The organism is Actinomadura napierensis (assembly GCF_039529375.1).
Taxonomy (GTDB): Bacteria; Actinomycetota; Actinomycetes; order Streptosporangiales; family Streptosporangiaceae; genus Spirillospora; species Spirillospora napierensis.
This window is the reverse complement of sequence record NZ_BAAAMR010000026.1, coordinates 66,274-84,248: the sequence shown is the minus strand read 5'-3', so window position 1 is coordinate 84,248 and position 17,975 is coordinate 66,274. Positions and strand designations below refer to the sequence as shown.

Below are 17,975 nucleotides of genomic sequence, written 5' to 3'. Positions count from 1 at the left end.
CCAGTGGGGCGGCGCGGGGGCCCCGCGGGATAGGCTCGGTGACCGCACCGATTCGTCCCGCACCACCAGGGGGTTGCCCGTGTCGTCCATCGAGGCCGTACTCGCCCGGGAGATCCTTGACTCCCGCGGCAATCCGACCGTCGAGGTCGAGGTGCTGCTCGCCGACGGGACCGAGGCCCGCGCCGCCGTCCCGAGCGGCGCGTCCACCGGGCAGTTCGAGGCGGTCGAGCTGCGCGACAAGGGCGAGCGGTACGGCGGCAAGGGCGTGCGGAACGCCGTGAAGGCCGTCAACGAGACCATCGACGAGAAGCTCGTCGGCTACCCCGCCTCCGACCAGCGGCTGATCGACCAGCTGCTGATCGACCTCGACGGCACGCCGGCCAAGTCCGAGCTCGGCGCCAACGCGATCCTCGGCGTCAGCCTCGCCGTCGCCAAGGCCGCCGCCGACTCCGCCGGGCTGCCGCTGTTCCGCTACGTCGGCGGGCCGAACGCGCACCTGCTGCCCGTCCCGATGATGAACATCCTGAACGGCGGCGCGCACGCCGACAGCAACGTCGACGTCCAGGAGTTCATGATCGCGCCGATCGGCGCGGCGACCTTCGCCGAGGCGCTGCGCTGGGGCGCCGAGACCTACCACGCGCTGAAGGCGGTACTGAAGTCGCGCGGCCTGAACACCGGGCTCGGCGACGAGGGCGGGTTCGCGCCCGACCTGCCGAGCAACCGGGACGCGCTCGACCTGATCGTCGAGGCCATCGGCAAGGCCGGCTTCACCCCCGGCCGCGACATCGCGCTCGCCATGGACGTCGCCGCCAGCGAGTTCTGCGCCGACGGCCAGTACGCCTTCGAGGGCACCAAGCGCTCGTCCGACGACATGGCCGCCTACTACGGCGAGCTGCTCGGCAACTACCCGCTCGTCTCCATCGAGGACCCCCTCGACGAGGAGGACTGGACCGGCTGGGAGGGCCTGACCGCCGCCATCGGCGAGCGCGTCCAGCTCGTCGGCGACGACCTGTTCGTCACCAACCCCGAGCGCCTCGGCCGCGGGATCACGTCAGGCGCCGCGAACTCGCTGCTGGTGAAGGTGAACCAGATCGGCACGCTCAGCGAGACCCTCGACGCGGTGTCGCTCGCGCAGACCAGCGGCTACCGCTGCATGATGAGCCACCGGTCCGGCGAGACCGAGGACACCACGATCGCCGACCTCGCCGTCGCCACCAACTGCGGCCAGATCAAGACCGGCGCCCCGGCCCGCAGCGACCGCGTCGCCAAGTACAACCAGCTGCTGCGCATCGAGGAGCTGCTGGACGACGCGGCCCGCTACGCCGGCGCCGCCGCGTTCCCGCGCTTCGACGCGCAGGGCGCCTGACCGCCCCGTGTCCCGGGACGAGCGGGACGACCCCCGGGGAGAGGACTCCCCGGGGGCCGGTGCGCGCCGCGCCAGCCCGGCGCTGACGAGCCGCGCCGCGATCCTCGCGGTGGTGATGTGCGCGATCGCGCTGAGCCTCGCCTACCCTGTGCGCGAGTACATCGCGCAGCGCAAGGAGATCTCCGATCTGCAGCGCAAGCAGGCCGCCGCCCGCAAGAAGGTGGACGAACTCGCCCAACGCAAGCGGCAACTGGGGGACAAGTCGTACATTGAGCGTGAGGCGACGCGGAGGCTCCACTACTGCCGCCCGGACGTGACGTGCTACATCGTGCTGGACGGCGGCGGAGACGACGGGCGCACCGCCCGCAAGGGCGGCCCGGCGAACAGGCCTCCGTGGTATGAGACGTTGTGGCGGTCGGTGGAGGCCGCCGACAGGCCGCGCTGATCCCGTCCCGCGGCACGGCGGGCGGGACGGACGGCCGCGACCGGCGGGTGGGGCCGGGCGCGGGCGGACCGGCGGCGCGGCGCGGACGGATCCAGGTCGCGGGTGGGGACGGATGATCGACGAACGTTGCACAGGGGGATCCGGGGGCGCGTCCCCCGGGACGACCCGGACGGCCGGGCCGGCGGCCGCCGCGAGCGAACCGCCGTCCGGGCGCGACCTCGCCGCGGTGGCGGAGCAGCTCGGCCGGGAGCCGCGCGGCGTCCGCGGGGTGGCGTACCGCTGCCCGTGCGGGCTGCCGGCCGTGCTGGAGACGGCGCCGCGGCTGCCGGACGGCACCCCGTTCCCGACGCTGTTCTACCTGACCTGCCCGAAGGCGGCGTCGGCGATCGGCACGCTGGAGGGGAGGGGCGTCATGCGGGACATGCAGGCGCGGCTGGCCGACGACCCGGCGCTCCGGGCCGAGTACACCGCCGCCCACGAGGACTACCTGCACCGCCGCGCCGAGGCGGCCCGCGCGGACGGCCTCGAACCGCTCCCGGACGGCATGCAGAGCGCCGGCGGGATGCCCGAGCGGGTCAAGTGCCTGCACGCGCTGATCGCGCACGAGCTGGCGGTGCCGGGCGCGAACCCGTTCGGCCGCGAGGCCCTGGCGGCGCTGCCCGAATGGTGGCGCTCCGGGCCGTGCGCGTGCGCCGACGGCACCTCCGACAGAGCCTCCGGCGCCCGCCCCGACCCCGCCGCCCAGGACGCCCCCGACGCCGAGGAGGCCAAGTGACGCGCGTCGCCGCCATCGACTGCGGGACCAACTCGGTCCGCCTGCTGATCGCCGACATCGTCACCGGGCCGGACGGCGGGAGGCTCACCGACGTCGAGCGCCGGATGGAGATCGTCCGGCTGGGGGAGGGCGTCGACGAGACGGGCCGGCTGTCGCCCGCCGCGCTGCAGCGCACCTTCACCGCGATGCGCGGGTACGCCGAGCTGATCGAGCGGCACGGGTCGGAGACGGGGGAGGGCCCGATCAAGACGCGGGTGGTCGCGACCAGCGCCACCCGCGACGCCGAGAACCGGGCCGACTTCGTCAGCGGCGTCGTCGAGATCTTCGGCGTCGTCCCCGAGGTGATCACCGGGGACGAGGAGGCGGCGCTGTCGTTCACCGGCGCCACCCGCGAGCTCGCCGAACTGCGCCCCGCCCGCCCCTACCTGGTGGTCGACATTGGCGGCGGGTCCACCGAGTTCGTGCTGGGCAGCTCGGCGGTGCAGGCGGCCCGGTCGATCGACATCGGCTGCGTCCGGATGACCGAGCGGCACCTGCGCGACGGCGACCCGCCGTCGCCCGAGCAGATCTCCAACGCGGTCGCCGACATCGACGCCGCGCTGGCCGAGGTGCGCCGGACGGTGCCGGTAGACGAGGCGCGCACGCTCGTCGGGCTCGCCGGGTCGGTCACGACGGTCTCCGGGATCGCGATGGACCTGCCGGAGTACGACTCGGACCGCATCCACCTGTCCCGGATCACCGCCGCGCAGGTGCACGAGGTGACGCGGCGGCTGCTGCACGCCACGCGCGCCGAGCGGGCGGAGATCGGCGTCATGCACCCGGGCCGGGTGGACGTGATCGGCGCGGGCGCGCTGATCCTCGACCGGATCATGCGGGAGTACGGGTTCGGCGCGGTCGTCGTCAGCGAGCGCGACATCCTCGACGGGATCGCCTGGTCGCTGGTCTGACCCCGGGCCGCGCGGCGCCCGGTGCCCGCGGCGGTCAGCTCTTCAGGTCGGACAGCAGCGCGGGGATCAGCACCGCGTTCGGGTTCTGCTGCGGGACGTAGAGGACGGGCGTGGGGCCGCCGGCCTGCCGGATCCAGACCCGCCCGCCGTCCACGATCGCGCCGGAGATCGACGCCCAGCTCAGCGACACCCGGTCGCCCCGCACGCCGCCGGGGTGCACGGTGAGGCCCTGCGCGACGTCGACCGACTCGCCCGCCCGGACGTGCGCGGCCAGCTCGCCGACCAGCCGCGGCTCCGCGCACGCCTGGCAGAGCCGGATCAGCCGCCCCCAGACCGTCTCCGGCTCGGCGACCCCGTCCGCCTCGATGACGACCTCGACCCGCGGCCCGCCGTGGAACGGGTACCGGCCGGCCTGGAAGATCCACCGGGTGCCGGGGGCCTGGCCGGATCCGGCCGGGAGCTGCGCGGCCCAGTAGGCGACCCATTCGACGTGCGGCCACGCCAGCCACGCCTGCCCGTACGCGACGCCCTGCTCGTTGGCTTGCAGGCGCAGCCCGTGCACGGTGGCGTCCACGGCGGGGATGGCGGGCGGCCCGACCCACGAGGGCTGCCACCCCGGGCCGGCGCCCTGCCCGGGCCCCTGCCCGTACGGCTGCCCGTACGCCTGCTCCGACGTGCGCGGACGCGGCGGGCGGTCGGGCTCGGGGTTCAGGCGGTCGGTCCAGGCCCGGCCGTCCCACCAGCGCAGGCTGCCGGTTCCGTACGGGTCGGGATACCAGCCCGGTTGCGACAAGGCATGCCTCCGCTCGGCATTGGCGCACGCCGGACGCCCCGCGTCCCCGACCGGCGGAACGCATCGTACCGAGGGCGCCCGCGGGGCGTGCGAGGATCGAGGGCATGACGGATGCTCCAGAGGCTGGTGCCGGGGGGTCTGGGGGGTCGTCCCCCCAGAATGACCCGCCCTATGTGCCACCTGGGACGGGATGGCCCGAGGACCCCGCCGCGCGGGACACGCCCGTCGCGCACGGCGCCGGCGAGGTGATCGAGCTGGCCGCCGGGGCGCCGGACCTGGACGAGCTGTGCGCCCGGCAGTCGGTGTGCCGGGCGTGCGACCGGCTGGTGGAGTGGCGGGAGAAGGTCGCGGTGCAGCGGCGCCGCGCGTTCGCCGCCGAGGAGTACTGGGGGCGTCCGATCCCCGGGTGGGGCGACCCGGAGCCGCGCATCCTGATCGTGGGGCTGGCGCCCGCGGCGCACGGCGGCAACCGCACCGGCCGGATCTTCACCGGCGACCGGTCGGGCGACTGGCTGTTCGCCTCCCTGCACCGGGTCGGCCTCGCGTCGCAGGCGACGAGCGTCCACGCGGGCGACGGGCAGCGGCTGACCGGGGCGCGGATGGCCGCGACGGTGCGGTGCGCGCCGCCCGACAACAAGCCGACGCCGCTGGAGCGCACGACGTGCCTGCCGTGGCTCGCGCGCGAGGTCGAGGACGTCGTCGCGAGCGTCCGCTGCATCGTGTGCCTGGGCGGTTTCGCCTGGCAGGGCGTGTGGCCGGCGCTGAAGCAGGCCGGATTCGAGGTGCCGCGGCCGCGCCCGAAGTTCGGGCACGGCGCGGAGGTCGAACTGGCGCCGCCGCCCTCGGCGGCCCGCCGCGATCCGGTGCTGCTCCTGGGGTGCTACCACCCCAGCCAGCAGAACACCTTCACCGGCCGGGTCACCGAGGACATGCTGGACGCGGTGTTCGTCCGCGCCCGCGATTACGCCTAGCGCGCGGCGGCGAGGGTCAGAGCTTGCCGAGCTCGATCGGCGACAGCCGGATCTGGCCGTGCTGACAGACGGGGCTGCCGACCCAGTCCACGGTGATGTGCGTGGTCTGGTTCGGCGGGATGATGTGCAGCGCCTTGGCGGTGGGCTCGCACTGGGCGCCGCCCTCGCCGTCGCCAGGGACGACCCCCCAGTGCAGCTGCTCGTAGGCGGAGGCGCCGGCCGGGATCGTGATCGTGCGGGCGGTGCCCTCGCGGACGACGTTCGTCGGGAGCGCGCCGTTGGCGTTGACGAGGCCGAGCCCGGACCAGCCGCCGGTCACGCAGGACGACCCGGAGTGGTTCTCGAGCTGGAGCGTGGCGTACCGCTGGCCGGCACCCGGGTTGCCGTTGGAGTACACCGACGCATTGAAGTCGGAGGTCGTGCAGTGCCGCGTCCCGGAGGCGCCGTTGGGGCGCGAACCGTTGCCGGTTCCGGTCGTGGTGGAGGTACCGCCGCCCCCGCCGGGTGCGTTACCCTTGGGGGACCCGCCGTCCTGCGTGGACGAGCTGGGGGTCGTGCTGCCGTTCGCGGAGCTGGGGCTGGCGCTGAAGCTGGCGTCGCATCCGGTCAGAGCGGCGGTCAGTGCTGCGGCCGCCACGGTTCCCCAGATGATTCGTTTCATGTTCGCGCATTCCCCTTCGTGGTGGGAGTCATCGACGGTGGGGCAGGGCCTTGGCCAAGCGGTCCCGTCCGGTCGTGACCGGCCCTGTCCGGTCACCGTCCGCGGCCGCTGGGCGCCCCCGTTGGGCCCTGTCCCGGTCCGTCGTCCTTCTGTTGATACGTACGGTGAGATGCCGGGGCGCCCGGGGAAGTTCGCGCCTTCGGATGATCTCTCCGATGTGACGCGGGCAGCGGTGATCCGAAGGCGTATGCGGGTATCGCTCCCGTTATGCCTTCCGAGCGCAAGCACATCGTGATCGTCGGCGGCGGCTACGTCGGCATGTACACGGCCCTGCGGCTGCAGAAACGGCTGCGCGGCGAGCTGCGGCGCGGCGAGATCGCCGTCACCGTCATCGACCCCCAGTCCTACATGACCTACCAGCCGTTCCTCCCGGAGGCGGCGGCCGGGAACCTGGAGCCGCGGCACGTCGTGGCGCCGCTGCGCCGCGTCCTGCCGCACTGCCGGATCGTCAACGGGTACGTCACGAGGATCGACCACGCCTCGCGCAGCGTGACCGTGCGGCCGGCCGGCGCGCAGACCGCCGGGGTGCCGGAGCGGACGATCGGCTACGACCGGCTGGTGGTGGCCCTCGGCTCGATCTCCCGCACGCTGCCGATCCCGGGCCTCGCCGAGTGCGGGGTCGGGTTCAAGACCGTGGAAGAGGCCATCTTCCTGCGCAACCACGTGCTGCACCAGCTGGACATCGCCGCCTCCAACCCCGATGACGAGGACGTCCGCAGGCGGTCGCTGACGTTCGTGTTCGTCGGCGCCGGGTTCGCGGGCATCGAGGCGCTCGCCGAACTGGAGGACATGGCCCGCGACGCCTGCCGGTTCTATCCGGACATCGAGCCGTCCGACATGCGGTGGATGATGGTCGAGGCGACCGACCGGATCCTGCCGGAGGTCGGCCCCGAGATGGGCCGGTGGACGACCGAGGCGCTGCGCGGCCGCGGCATCGAGGTGAAGCTCGAGACGCTGCTGAAGTCCGCCGAGAAGCGGCACATCGTGCTGAGCGACGGCGAGGAGTTCGACGCGGGCACCCTCGTGTGGACGGCCGGGGTGAAGCCGCACCCCGTCGTCAAGGACAGCGACCTGCCGCTGGACGACAAGAGCCGGATCAGGACGACCGACGAGCTGACCGTCGAGGGGCTCGACGGCGTCTACGCGGCCGGCGACAACGCGGCCGTCCCGGACCGGTCCGGCTTCGCCGAGTTCACCGCGCCCAACGCCCAGCACGCGGTGCGGCAGGCCAAGCGGCTGGCCGACAACATCGCGGCGGACGTGCACGGCCGGCCCCGCAAGCGGTACGAGCACAAGTACGTCGGGTCCGTCGCCAGCCTGGGGCTGCACAAGGGCGTGGCGAACGTCTACGGGCTGAAGCTGCGCGGGCTGCCCGCCTGGGTCATGCACCGCACCTACCACCTGTCGCGGATGCCGACCGTCAACCGGAAGTTCCGCATCACCGCGGACTGGACGCTCGCGCTGTTCTTCCGGCGCGAGATCGTCTCGCTCGGCGAGCTGGAGTGGCCGCGCCAGGAGTTCGAGCTCGCGGCGGGCAGGAAGACGGAGTCCGGCTAGAGGCCCGGTGCCCGAGGTCACCGTCCCGGTATGATGACGCCGCCCCTGTAGCCCAATGGCAGAGGCGGGCTCCCTAAAAGAGCCATTGTGTCGGTTCGAGTCCGACCAGGGGCACCTGCGCGCACCGATCAGCCCCCCGCCGCGGCCGGCGGGGGGCTGATCGCGCGTGGGATCTCGGCGCCGGGGTCGCGGCGGCTGCTCGGGCGCAGCGGCACGACGGCGGGGGCATCCGTTGGCGGGATCCCACCTGGTCCGTGCGCGAAGCACATCCATGCGGAGAGCACGTCAGTGGGAAGTTCGTCCGTATGCGGTTGTGGCGGCTCGCGGAGGCCCTCAGTAGTGGCGCTCGCGGCGCGCCCGCTCGTGCTCTCGGACGAGAGCCGCGGCGTAGCCGTGGGAGAGGTTGTGCTCCTCGGCCAGCCAGGTGCTCCGTTCCTCGCAGCGGGTGAACGAGGGGCCGTTCTCGATCGTGGAGAACCACTCGGGGAGGTCACGTCCTGTGACCAACGGGATGCGGGCGATCAGCTTGCTGTGCGTCTCCGGCGAGTGGTTCAGTGACAATTGGCACCTCCAGGTCGCGGGGCTCTTGCTGGCACTCTGCAACACCGGCCCGTATGTGACAACCCCCTAACGGGGACCTATCTATCACGTTACGTAGATCATTCGTAACGGGGATGTCCCCCGGAAAAGCGCAGGTGGCCCGCACCGGCCGCGCGGAGCGCGCCGGTGCGGGCCACCTCGGCCCTCTGCTTAGGAGAGCCGCTCCAGCACCATCGCCATGCCCTGGCCGCCGCCGACGCACATGGTCTCCAGCCCGAACTGCTTGTCGTGGAACTGCAGGCCGTTCAGCAGCGTGGAGGTGATCCGGGCGCCGGTCATGCCGAACGGGTGGCCGACCGCGATCGCGCCGCCGTTGACGTTCAGCTTGTCGAGGTCGATGCCGAGGTCCTCGGCGGACGGCAGCACCTGCGCGGCGAACGCCTCGTTGATCTCGACGAGGTCGATGTCGTCGATGGTCATCCCGGCGCGGGCCAGCGCCTTGCGGGACGCCTCCACCGGGCCGAGGCCCATGATCTCGGGGGACAGGCCGGTGACGCCGGTCGAGACGATCCGGGCCAGCGGCGTGAGGCCGAGCTCGGCGGCCTTGGCGTCGCTCATGATGACGACCGCGGCGGCGCCGTCGTTCAGCGGGCAGCAGTTGCCCGCCGTGACCGTCCCGTCCGGGCGGAACACCGGCTGCAGCTGCGACACCTTCTCGTAGCTGGTGCCGGGCCGCGGGCCGTCGTCCTTGGACACCACGGTGCCGTCGGGCAGGGTGACCGGGGTGATGTCCTTCTCCCAGAACCCGTTGGAGAGGGCCTTCTCCGCCAGGTTCTGCGAGCGGACGCCGAACTCGTCCTGCGCCTGCCGGCTCACGCCGCGGATCGCGGCGACGTTCTCGGCGGTCTGCCCCATCGCGATGTAGATGTCGGGGACCTGGTCGTCCTGGCGCGGGTCGTGCCACACCGGCGCGCCGCCCTCGGCCGCCTTGGCGGTGCGGGCCTGCGCGTCGCCGAACACCGGGTTCTGGGTGTCGGGCAGCCCGTCGCTGCTGCCCTTGGCGAACCGGCTGACGGTCTCCACGCCGGCCGAGATGATCACGTCGGCCTCGCCCGCCTTGATCGCGTGCAGCGCCATCCGGGTGGTCTGCAGCGAGGACGAGCAGTACCGGGTGACGGTCGCGCCGGGCACGTTGTCCCAGCCGAGCAGCACCGACACCACGCGGGCCATGTTGTAGCCCTGCTCGCCGCCGGGCAGCCCGCAGCCGAGCAGCAGGTCGTCGATCTGCGAGGGGTCCAGCTGGGGGACCTTCGCCATCGCGGCGGTGATCATCTGGGCGGTGAGGTCGTCGGGCCGGATGTCCTTCAGCGACCCCTTGAAGGCGCGTCCGATCGGCGAGCGCGCGGTGGCGACGATGACTGCCTCGGGCATGTGCGGGTCTCCTGTCTCAGCGGCCGTCTCCGGTCCCCGGCGCGCCGCCGCGGGCGGACGGTGTTACTCGCCGGTCACCAGCAATCTAGCTCCCGCCTCGCACCCGCGTACAATCCGGCCCCCCGGCTGTGTTGACGGTGAGTCCAATAAGTGCCTGCTTACTCACCTGCGCGAAGGCTCCCGGCCGGTTCCCGGCGCGTCAGGCGACGTCCGGGGCCACCGCCGTGGACGGCGACGGCGTGTCGGCGGCCGGCGCGGAACGGCGGCGCAGCAGCGTCGCCCACCGGCCCCGGGGACCCCGGTCGCGGCCCGCGACGGACGCCCCCGACACCTCGGTGCCGGAGATCTCCGCGGCCTCGGCCGCCGCCAGGTAGACCGGCAGGACGCCCTCGCCGAGCCGCGCCTCGGGCAGCGCGTCCAGGCCGGGCTGCAGGCCGAGCGCGTGTGCCATCGACGGCAGCACGGCCGCCGCCGCGGCCGCGTACCCCCGCGCGGACGGGTGGTAGCGGTCCTCGCTGAACATCGAGATCGGGTCGGCGGCGAACTCGCGGCCCAGCAGGTCGCCGAGCGACACCGACCGAGCGCCCTGCTCGACCACCGCGATCGTCTGCGCGGCGGCCAGCTGCCGGCTCGCGCGCCGCGCGATCCACCTCAGCGGCTGCATCAGCGGCTTGATCGTGCCGAGGTCGGGGCAGGTGCCGACGACCACCTGGCAGCCCGCCGCGCGCAGCCGCTCCACGGAGTCCGACAGGTACCGGACCGACGTCCCGGGCGGCACCCGGCCGGTCACGTCGTTCGCGCCGATCATGACGACGGCGAGGTCCGGGCGGACCTGCAGGGCCTGGTCGGTCTGGCCGTCCAGCGCGGCCGACTGCGCGCCCGAGCGGGCCACGTTCGTCATCCGCACCGGCCGCCCCGCGATCGCCGCCAGCCCCGCGGCCAGCCGCGCCGCCGGCGTCTCCTCCGCGGTGTGCACGCCGAGCCCGGCCGCCGTCGAGTCGCCCAGCATCACCAGGGACAGCGCGGGGCCGGGGAGCGTCCCGCCGTAGAGGCCGTCCGCCACCGGCGGGTCCCCGTTCGGCGTCGCCTGGATGATTTTGCGGGCGAGCTTGGCCTCCGCCACCACCAGCCCGAACGTGATCCCGCCGAGGGCGGTGATGCCACCGCCTCCATAGGCCGCGGCCGCCGCGATCCGGCGCGCCGTGAACGCTCTCAGCATCCTGTTGACCCTCCGTGATTGAGTTGTACCCGCGGGGGCGGCGGTTGATGCCCGGGGCCGCCGATCTCGGCTACCGTCGGAGCCGGGGCATCCCTCCCGATGACGCGTCCGCTCCCCCGCGGTACCCGCTGGTGGAACCGGGGCGCGACCCGTTCGATTCCGAAGACTGAACGACAAGGACGTCGCGGTGCACGTACACGACTCGCTCGTCGAGCTGATGGGCAACACCCCTCTCGTTCGGCTGCGCAAGGTGACCGGCGGCTCGCCGGAGGACCGCGGCCCGCAGGTGCTGGCCAAGGTGGAGTACTTCAACCCCGGCGGCTCGGTGAAGGACCGCATCGCGGTCCGGATGATCGACGCCGCGGAGGAGTCCGGCGCGCTGAAGCCGGGCGGGACGATCGTCGAGCCGACGTCCGGCAACACCGGCGTCGGGCTGGCCATCGTCGCCCAGGAGCGCGGCTACAAGTGCGTCTTCGTCTGCCCCGACAAGGTCGCCAAGGACAAGGTGGACGTGCTGCGCGCGTACGGCGCGGAGGTCGTCGTGTGCCCGACGGCCGTCTCGCCGGAGCACCCGGACTCCTACTACTCGGTCTCCGACCGGCTCGCCGCCGAGCTCCCCGGCGCGTGGAAGCCGAACCAGTACACCAACCAGCAGAACCCGCAGTCGCACTACGAGACGACCGGCCCGGAGCTGTGGGAGCAGACCGAGGGCGCCATCACCCACTTCGTCGCGGGCATCGGCACCGGCGGCACCATCAGCGGCACCGGCAGGTACCTCAAGGAGGTCTCCGGCGGCCGCGTCCAGATCATCGGCGCCGACCCGGAGGGCTCGGTCTACTCCGGCGGCTCGGGCCGCCCCTACCTGACCGAGGGCGTCGGCGAGGACATCTGGCCGGAGACCTACGACCGCGACATCTGCGACGACGTCATCGCGGTGTCCGACAAGGACTCCTTCCTGATGACGCGCCGGCTGGCCCGCGAGGAGGCGCTGCTGGTCGGCGGCTCGTGCGGGATGGCCGTCGTCGCCGCGCTCCGCGTCGCCGCCCAGGCCGGCCCGGACGCCGTCATCGTGGTGCTGCTGCCCGACGGCGGCCGCGGCTACCTCAGCAAGATCTTCAACGACAGCTGGATGGAGGACTACGGGTTCCTGCCCTCCTCCACCGAAGAGGCCCGCGTGAACGAGGTGCTGACCCGCAAGGGCGGGGCGCTGCCGGAGTTCGTGCACGTCCACCCGCACGAGAGCGTGCAGACCGCGATCTCGATCATGCGCGAGTACGAGGTGTCGCAGCTGCCGGTGATGAAGGAGGAGCCGCCGGTGATGGCGGCCGAGGTGATCGGCTCGGTCGTCGAGAGCGAGCTGCTCGACGTCCTGGTCAAGGAGCGCACCGGCCTGATGGACCCGGTGGAGGCGCACATGTCGGCGCCGCTGCCGACGATCGGGTCCGGCGAGCCGGTGAGCAAGGCCGTCGGCGTCCTGGAGAAGTCGGGCGCCGCCGTCGTCCTCGTCGACGGCAAGCCGAAGGGCCTCATCACCCGCCAGGACCTCCTCGCCTACCTCGCCGACGCGCACGCGTAGTGCCCTTGCCCCAGCGCCGAACGACCCGAGCGTTGCGATCGCGTGCGAAGCCAAGTTCGAGCCTGCGAGAACTTGATCGCGCAGCGAGCCCCCTGGGCGAGTCGGAGCGATGCAGCGATCGCCGCCTTGCCCGCCGAAGGAAGGCGCTCCAGCGCCTGACGCCCAGGGCAATGCAATAGAAAAGAGTCGGGTTGCGGGGCCCGGTCCGTGGGCGGCATTTCTGACCGGGGCTCCGCAACCCGACGTTCTGAGGGGCGTGCCGTCCTAGGACGGGTAGCCCGAGCGGGCGAACTGGTCGTCCTGCATGGGGTCGGGGCGTCCGAGCTTCTTGTCGGGCTGGTCGCCGTGGCCCGGCCACCAGGCGCGGTGGCCCAGCATCGCGGTGATGCCCGGCACCAGGAAGGTCGACATCACGAAGGCCGACAGCGCGATGCCGATCGCGACGGAGAAGCCCATCTGCTTCAGCATCGACACCGGCGCCAGCAGCATCACCGAGAAGGTGCCGGCCAGGATGAGGCCCGCCGCGGCGACCGTCGGGCCGCCGTGCCGGACGGCGCGGGACGCCGCCTCCCGGGGGCTGTGGCCCTCCTTGGCCTCCTCGCGCAGCCGCGCCGTCATCAGGATGTTGTAGTCGGTCCCGATGGCCAGCACGAACAGGTAGAGGATGATCGGCAGCTGGAAGATCACGCCCTCCTCGCCCTGCCCGTACTGGAAGACGTACACCGCGGAGCCGAGCGTGGAGGCGAAGCCGAGCAGCACCGACACGACCAGGTAGAGCGGGGCGACCACCGACCGCAGCAGCAGCGCCAGGATCAGTGCGATCAGCACCGCCGCCACCGGCAGGATCACCGACAGGTCGCGGTTGTTGACGGCGTTGATGTCGGCGTAGGTCGCGGTCGCGCCGCCGACGTAGGCGCGCGTCCCGGGCGGTTCGATCTTGTGCACGGCCGGTGCCAGGTCGTTCTTGACCAGGCTGATCGCGTCGTTGGACGCCGGGTTCTTCTTCAGCACCAGGTCGACGCGGACGACGCCGTTCTTGCCGGGCAGGGCCTCGTTGACGCGTCCGACGCCGGGCGCGCCCGCGGCCTTCTTACTGAACTCGGCGATCTGCTGCTTGCCGATCGGCTGCCCGTTCTGGCTCTTGATGAACACCTGGACGGGCTGGGTCAGGCCGGGCGGGAAGCCCCGCTCCATGTCCTTGGTGGCCTGCGCGGACTCGGTGTCCTGCGGGAACCCGGCGGCGAAGTCGTAGTCGGACTTGAAGCCGAGCGCGCCGATGGCGAGCACGACCATCACGCCGCCGGCGGCGAGCGCGGCCACCACGGGGCGGCGGCCGACGCCGCGGCCGATCGCGCCGGAGATCCGCTCCTTCGGCTGCTTCTTCCAGGCCTTGGACGGCCAGAACACCGCGGTGCCGAGCAGCGACACGATCGCCGGGAACAGGGTCAGCGAGGTGATGCCCATGGTGACGACGGAGATCGCCAGGGCCGGGCCCCAGGCGCTGAACACGCCGAACGTGGCCAGCAGCAGCACGAGGAAGGTGACGGCGATGGCGGCGGCGGCCGAGGAGATGACCTCGCCGACGCGCTCCACCGCGTGGATCATCGCGGTCTTCTTGTCCTCGCCGGCGCGTAGCCGTTCGCGGAACCGGAACATGACGAACAGGTAGTAGTCGGCGCCGATGCCGAACAGGACGATCAGGATGATGGTGCTGAGACTGTCGTCGCCGGAGAAGCCGAAGATCTTCGAGGCGATGCCGATCAGGCCGAGCGCGACCTGCATGGTCAGCATGATCACGACGATCGGCAGGATCGCGGCGATCGGGGCCCGGAAGATCAGCAGGATCAGTCCGATGATCAGCACGAAGGTGGCGATGCCGACGATCTCGAAGGACTGGTTGAAGGAGTCCTCGTTGTCGACGAAGCCGGCGACGTCACCGCCGACCTTGGCCTCCAGGCCGCCGCTCTTCAGCAGCGCCGGCAGGTCCTTGCGGATCTGCTTGACCGCGTCGCCCTGCTTCTCGCTGGCCGCCTGGTCGGTCCCCTTCATCGGGACCATGATCACCTGGACGGCCTTGTTGGGCGCGACCGACTGCGCGCCGGTCTGGAAGTTCTGCACGGTGGCCGGCTTGTGCGCGTTCAGTGACGCGGCGGCCTTGTCGATCACCCGCGTGTCGGCCGGTGTGATCTTCCCTCCGTCCGAGCGCTTGACGACGACGATCGACGAGGTGTCCTCCTGCTGGGGGAACGCCTGCTGGGCGATCTTGGCCGCCTGGACCGACTCGTACTTGGAGGGCAGGAAGTCGCCCTGGTCGGACTCGGTGGTGAGCTTGGGGGACAGCGTGATGATGAGACCGGCGGCCACCAACCAGGCCACGATGGTCCACCAAGGGTGTCTCACGACGAAGCGCGCGAGCCCAGCGAACATGGGGGCTTCCTTAGATCAAGGGTCAACTCGGGGTACCTCTAAAACGGTAGAGATCGCCCATGCCGTTGGGGTCAACCCGCGTGCTGAATTAGCGGCTGATACCTGCGGGGGAGTGCCTCCTCCCAGAGGAGGGGCGGCGGGTGGATAGCCTCGTACCCATGGACAACGAGGTTCACCGGGGGTTCGAGACCCTGGCCATCCACGCGGGGCAGGAGCCCGACCCCGCCACGGGGGCGGTCGTCCCGCCGATCTACCAGGTCTCCACGTACAAGCAGGACGGCATCGGGGGGCTGCGCGGCGGCTACGAGTACTCCCGATCGGCCAATCCGACGCGTACCGCGCTGGAGGTATGCCTCGCCGAGATCGAGGCGGGGGCGCGCGGGCTGGCGTTCGCGTCCGGGCTCGCCGCCGAGGACGCGCTCATCCGCACCGTCTGCCGGCCCGGCGACCATGTGATCATCCCGAACGACGCCTACGGCGGCACCTACCGGCTGTTCGCGAAGGTCGCCGAGCCGTGGGGCGTGACGTTCGACCCGGTTCCGCTCGCGGACGTGGCGGCCGTGCGCGCGGCGGTGCGTCCGGACACGCGGCTCATCTGGGTGGAGACGCCGACGAACCCGCTGCTCGCCATCGCCGACATCGCGGCGCTGGCGGCCGTCGCGCACGACACGGGCGCGCTGCTGGTCGTCGACAACACCTTCGCGTCCCCGTACCTCCAGCGGCCGCTGGACCTCGGCGCGGACGTCGTGGTGCACTCCACCACCAAGTACATGGGCGGGCACTCCGACGTCATCGGCGGCGCGCTGGTGGCCGCGGACGCCGGACTGGGCGAGCGGCTGGCGTTCCACCAGAACGCGATGGGCGCCGTCGCGGGCCCGTTCGACGCCTGGCTGACGCTGCGCGGCATCAAGACGCTGGGCGTGCGGATGGACCGGCACTGCGCCAACGCCGAGAAGGTCGCCGGCATGCTGGTCCGGCACGGCGCCGTCCGGCAGGTGCTGTACCCGGGGCTGCCCGACCATCCCGGCCATGAGATCGCCGCCAAGCAGATGCGGGGGTTCGGCGGCATGGTGTCGTTCCGGATGGAGTCGGAGGAGGCCGCCGTCCGGGTGTGCGAGCGGACGAAGCTGTTCACGCTCGGCGAGTCGCTCGGCGGCGTCGAGTCGCTGATCGAGCATCCGGGCCGGATGACGCACGCCTCGGCCGCCGGGTCGCCGCTGGAGGTCCCGTCCGACCTGGTCCGGCTGTCGGTCGGCATCGAGGACGCCGACGATCTGCTGCGTGACCTCGAACTCGCCCTCGGCTAGCCTGCGACCTGCGGGAACGCCGTCACCCGCGCGGGCGGACGACGTCCGCGCGGGCGGCGAGAAGGGGGAAACGCCGTGCCGTTCCCGCGATGCGGTTGATCAAACATCTATACTCGGCCCGCCAGGTTCGTTCACGAAAGGGCCCGGGGTGCGCAAAGTACTGGTCAGTGGGGCGGCGTTCGCCGCGACGTGTGTCTCCGCCGTAGCCGTGCCGATGGCCGCCCAGGCCACCCCTCCCGGCCCGAGCCCGACGCCCTCGGTGTCGGCTCCGACGGGTGTCCCGGGGACGGACGGGCCGACGGGCACGCCCGGGTCCGGCACCCCCGGGTCCGAGACGCCCGGCACGGGCTCGCCGTCGGGCACGCCCTCCACGGGCACCCCGGACGGGGAGCCGCCGGCCGGCGGGACGGACACCGACGGCGTCGTCCGCGCGAAGGCCGTCATGGTCACCCCGAAGCTCCCGCGGTTCGCGACGTACTCCTACGGGAAGTCCGCGAGCCAGCGCGTCGACGCCTACTGGCGGCCGTCCGCGGCCGGGAGCGCCGGGGCGGGCCGGCAGGCGCGTGCCGCGGGCGCGGCGCGGCCGGGCGTGCTGATCGTCCACGGCGGGTACTGGCTGAGCGGTAACAAGGACAGCTGGAAGTACTTCGCGCGGAAGCTGAGCGACGCCGGCTACGTGGTGCTGGCGGCGAACTACCGGCTCGCGCCCAAGGCGCAGTGGCCCGCGCAGCGCGACGACGCGCTCGGCGCGCTCGCGTTCATGAAGAAGCACGCCGCGACGTGGAACCTCGACCCGGACCGCATCGTGGTGCTCGGCTCGTCGTCCGGCGGGCAGCTCGCGACGCAGATCGGCACCCACGGGACCGGCACCGACCTGGTGCGGGGCGTGGTGGCGCTGTCGCCGCCGAACAACCCGTTCCTGGCCTACAAGGTCGGCGCGGACCCCACCGCGTCGGCCAGGCAGCGCAAGCTGCGCCGCGCCGTCGCCGGCCTCATGCACTGCGCGCCCGGTTCGGCGCAGGCCACCCCGGCGGCCGCGGGCTGCTGGAAGCGGGTCGAGGACGCCGACAGCGCGACGCACGCCTCCGCCGGCGACGCGCCGATGCTGCTGCTGCACGCCACCGGCGACTTCGTGCCGGTGACGCAGAGCCAGGGCCTGGCGAGCGCGCTGCGCGCCTCGGGGGTGCAGGTGAAGGTGCAGACGGTCAGGGGCGACATGCACGCCTCGGACATGCTGAACGTGCCCGGCATCACCCCGGAGATCCTCCGGTGGATCAAGGCCCGCACGAAGGCGCGCGCCTGACCGGCGGACGGCGCCGCGGCGCCCCCGGACGGCCTCAGCCGTTCCACACCATCAGGACGAGGATCACCAGCCAGATCAGCGCGACGACGCCGGACATGGCGGCGATGCGGCCCCGCTCGACCTGCGCGACCTCGGGGGCGGCCGCGGCGGCCTTCCCGGCCACCGGCGTCTCCTCGGCGGCCGTGCCGCCGGTCTCACCGGGCTTCTCGGCCTCCGCGGGCGCAGCGGCGGGAACGGCGGGCGCGGGTGCCGGGCCCGCCTCGTCCAGCAGCTTGACGGCCTTCCGCTGGTCCCGCTCCACGATCAGCAGCAGCACCAGCGCGACGATGAACAGCGTCATCGACGCCGACAGCCACACCTCCGCGAGGTGGCCCTCGGCCAGCCACAGCCCGAACAGGAAGATCAGCAGCGCGCCGGCGCCGTAGATCTGGGTGGTGCGGTTGAGGTACCGCACCACCGTCGCGTTCCGGTTGCGGATGTAGCGCGGCGTGGACATCGTCGCGGCCGTCAGCGGGCCCAGCGTGAAGATGGCGAAGCCGATGTGCAGGATGAGCAGGATGCGGTCGGAGGTCGACATGGTGCCGACCCTATTCCCGG

At 72.6% G+C, this 17,975-nt stretch carries 16 protein-coding genes and 1 tRNA gene; 10 read left to right on the top strand and 7 right to left on the bottom strand.

Annotated features, from left to right (window positions below):
• The first annotated feature begins 79 nt into the window (after nucleotides 1-79).
• From eno to ABD296_RS17125, 4 genes are all read left to right on the top strand, one after another.
• Nucleotides 80-1,366, top strand: coding sequence for a phosphopyruvate hydratase (eno, locus tag ABD296_RS17140; protein WP_344267619.1), 1,287 nt, complete (start codon nucleotides 80-82; stop codon nucleotides 1,364-1,366).
• 7 nt (nucleotides 1,367-1,373) lie between these two features.
• Nucleotides 1,374-1,811 (top strand): FtsB family cell division protein, encoded by a 438-nt coding sequence (locus ABD296_RS17135; RefSeq protein ID WP_344267618.1) that lies wholly within the window; start codon nucleotides 1,374-1,376, stop codon nucleotides 1,809-1,811.
• 112 nt (nucleotides 1,812-1,923) lie between these two features.
• Entirely contained in the window at nucleotides 1,924-2,586 is a 663-nt protein-coding gene (locus ABD296_RS17130) for a DUF501 domain-containing protein (protein WP_344267616.1), read from the top strand.
• Complete coding sequence (locus tag ABD296_RS17125; protein ID WP_344267614.1) at nucleotides 2,583-3,533, top strand: Ppx/GppA phosphatase family protein; 951 nt, start codon at nucleotides 2,583-2,585, stop codon at nucleotides 3,531-3,533. Before ABD296_RS17130 ends, ABD296_RS17125 begins: the two co-directional genes overlap by 4 nt.
• Before the next feature lie 34 nt (nucleotides 3,534-3,567).
• Here the strand turns inward: ABD296_RS17125 and ABD296_RS17120 are convergent, their stop codons facing one another.
• Entirely contained in the window at nucleotides 3,568-4,326 is a 759-nt protein-coding gene (locus ABD296_RS17120) for a DUF2510 domain-containing protein (RefSeq protein WP_344267613.1), read from the bottom strand.
• Nucleotides 4,327-4,499: 173 nt separating this feature from the next.
• On the opposite strand from ABD296_RS17120, the gene ABD296_RS17115 reads away from it, so the two are divergent.
• Nucleotides 4,500-5,297 (top strand): uracil-DNA glycosylase, encoded by a 798-nt coding sequence (locus ABD296_RS17115; protein ID WP_407061482.1) that lies wholly within the window; start codon nucleotides 4,500-4,502, stop codon nucleotides 5,295-5,297.
• A 16-nt stretch (nucleotides 5,298-5,313) separates the two neighbouring features.
• Here ABD296_RS17115 and ABD296_RS17110 read toward each other — a convergent pair whose 3' ends face one another.
• Nucleotides 5,314-5,958: a DUF4232 domain-containing protein gene (locus ABD296_RS17110; protein WP_344267611.1), complete on the bottom strand. Its 645-nt coding sequence runs from the start codon at nucleotides 5,956-5,958 to the stop codon at nucleotides 5,314-5,316.
• Nucleotides 5,959-6,225: 267 nt separating this feature from the next.
• On the opposite strand from ABD296_RS17110, the gene ABD296_RS17105 reads away from it, so the two are divergent.
• Nucleotides 6,226-7,575 (top strand): NAD(P)/FAD-dependent oxidoreductase, encoded by a 1,350-nt coding sequence (locus ABD296_RS17105; protein ID WP_344267609.1) that lies wholly within the window; start codon nucleotides 6,226-6,228, stop codon nucleotides 7,573-7,575.
• A gap of 41 nt (nucleotides 7,576-7,616) precedes the next feature.
• Nucleotides 7,617-7,689 (top strand) — tRNA-Leu (locus ABD296_RS17100).
• 219 nt (nucleotides 7,690-7,908) lie between these two features.
• Here ABD296_RS17100 and ABD296_RS17095 read toward each other — a convergent pair.
• From ABD296_RS17095 to ABD296_RS17085, 3 genes are all read right to left on the bottom strand, one after another.
• Complete coding sequence (locus ABD296_RS17095) at nucleotides 7,909-8,136, bottom strand: DUF4287 domain-containing protein (RefSeq protein ID WP_344267607.1); 228 nt, start codon at nucleotides 8,134-8,136, stop codon at nucleotides 7,909-7,911.
• 189 nt (nucleotides 8,137-8,325) lie between these two features.
• On the bottom strand, nucleotides 8,326-9,546 hold the full coding sequence (locus ABD296_RS17090) for an acetyl-CoA C-acetyltransferase (protein WP_344267605.1): 1,221 nt from the start codon (nucleotides 9,544-9,546) through the stop codon (nucleotides 8,326-8,328).
• A 199-nt stretch (nucleotides 9,547-9,745) separates the two neighbouring features.
• Nucleotides 9,746-10,765 carry an SGNH/GDSL hydrolase family protein gene (locus ABD296_RS17085; RefSeq protein WP_344267603.1) on the bottom strand — a complete coding sequence of 340 codons (1,020 nt, stop codon included), beginning with the start codon at nucleotides 10,763-10,765 and terminating at the stop codon, nucleotides 9,746-9,748.
• A 187-nt stretch (nucleotides 10,766-10,952) separates the two neighbouring features.
• Here ABD296_RS17085 and ABD296_RS17080 point away from each other — a divergent pair, with 187 nt between their 5' ends.
• Nucleotides 10,953-12,341 carry a cystathionine beta-synthase gene (locus ABD296_RS17080; protein WP_344267601.1) on the top strand — a complete coding sequence of 463 codons (1,389 nt, stop codon included), beginning with the start codon at nucleotides 10,953-10,955 and terminating at the stop codon, nucleotides 12,339-12,341.
• Between the two features lie 264 nt (nucleotides 12,342-12,605).
• Here the strand turns inward: ABD296_RS17080 and ABD296_RS17075 are convergent, their stop codons facing one another.
• Nucleotides 12,606-14,717 carry an MMPL family transporter gene (locus ABD296_RS17075; protein WP_344267599.1) on the bottom strand — a complete coding sequence of 704 codons (2,112 nt, stop codon included), beginning with the start codon at nucleotides 14,715-14,717 and terminating at the stop codon, nucleotides 12,606-12,608.
• Nucleotides 14,718-14,926: 209 nt separating this feature from the next.
• On the opposite strand from ABD296_RS17075, the gene ABD296_RS17070 reads away from it, so the two are divergent.
• Both ABD296_RS17070 and ABD296_RS17065 read left to right on the top strand, forming a co-directional pair.
• The gene (locus ABD296_RS17070; RefSeq protein ID WP_344267597.1) at nucleotides 14,927-16,075 is read left to right on the top strand and encodes a cystathionine gamma-synthase; all 1,149 of its coding nucleotides are present in this window, start codon (nucleotides 14,927-14,929) and stop codon (nucleotides 16,073-16,075) included.
• A 148-nt stretch (nucleotides 16,076-16,223) separates the two neighbouring features.
• Entirely contained in the window at nucleotides 16,224-17,378 is a 1,155-nt protein-coding gene (locus ABD296_RS17065) for an alpha/beta hydrolase (RefSeq protein WP_344267595.1), read from the top strand.
• A 34-nt stretch (nucleotides 17,379-17,412) separates the two neighbouring features.
• Here ABD296_RS17065 and ABD296_RS17060 read toward each other — a convergent pair whose 3' ends face one another.
• Nucleotides 17,413-17,955, bottom strand: a complete 543-nt coding sequence (locus ABD296_RS17060; protein WP_344267593.1) for a hypothetical protein — start codon at nucleotides 17,953-17,955, stop codon at nucleotides 17,413-17,415.
• Between the last annotated feature and the right edge of the window lie 20 nt (nucleotides 17,956-17,975).

Coding starts and splice junctions, on each gene's coding strand:
- ABD296_RS17085 (WP_344267603.1), bottom strand. CDS start 10,765: ATGCTGAGAGCGTTCACGGCGCGCCGGATCGCGGCGGCCGCGGCCTAT.
- ABD296_RS17060 (WP_344267593.1), bottom strand. CDS start 17,955: ATGTCGACCTCCGACCGCATCCTGCTCATCCTGCACATCGGCTTCGCC.
- ABD296_RS17070 (WP_344267597.1), top strand. CDS start 14,927: ATGGACAACGAGGTTCACCGGGGGTTCGAGACCCTGGCCATCCACGCG.
- ABD296_RS17110 (WP_344267611.1), bottom strand. CDS start 5,958: ATGAAACGAATCATCTGGGGAACCGTGGCGGCCGCAGCACTGACCGCC.
- ABD296_RS17105 (WP_344267609.1), top strand. CDS start 6,226: ATGCCTTCCGAGCGCAAGCACATCGTGATCGTCGGCGGCGGCTACGTC.
- ABD296_RS17130 (WP_344267616.1), top strand. CDS start 1,924: ATGATCGACGAACGTTGCACAGGGGGATCCGGGGGCGCGTCCCCCGGG.
- ABD296_RS17090 (WP_344267605.1), bottom strand. CDS start 9,546: ATGCCCGAGGCAGTCATCGTCGCCACCGCGCGCTCGCCGATCGGACGC.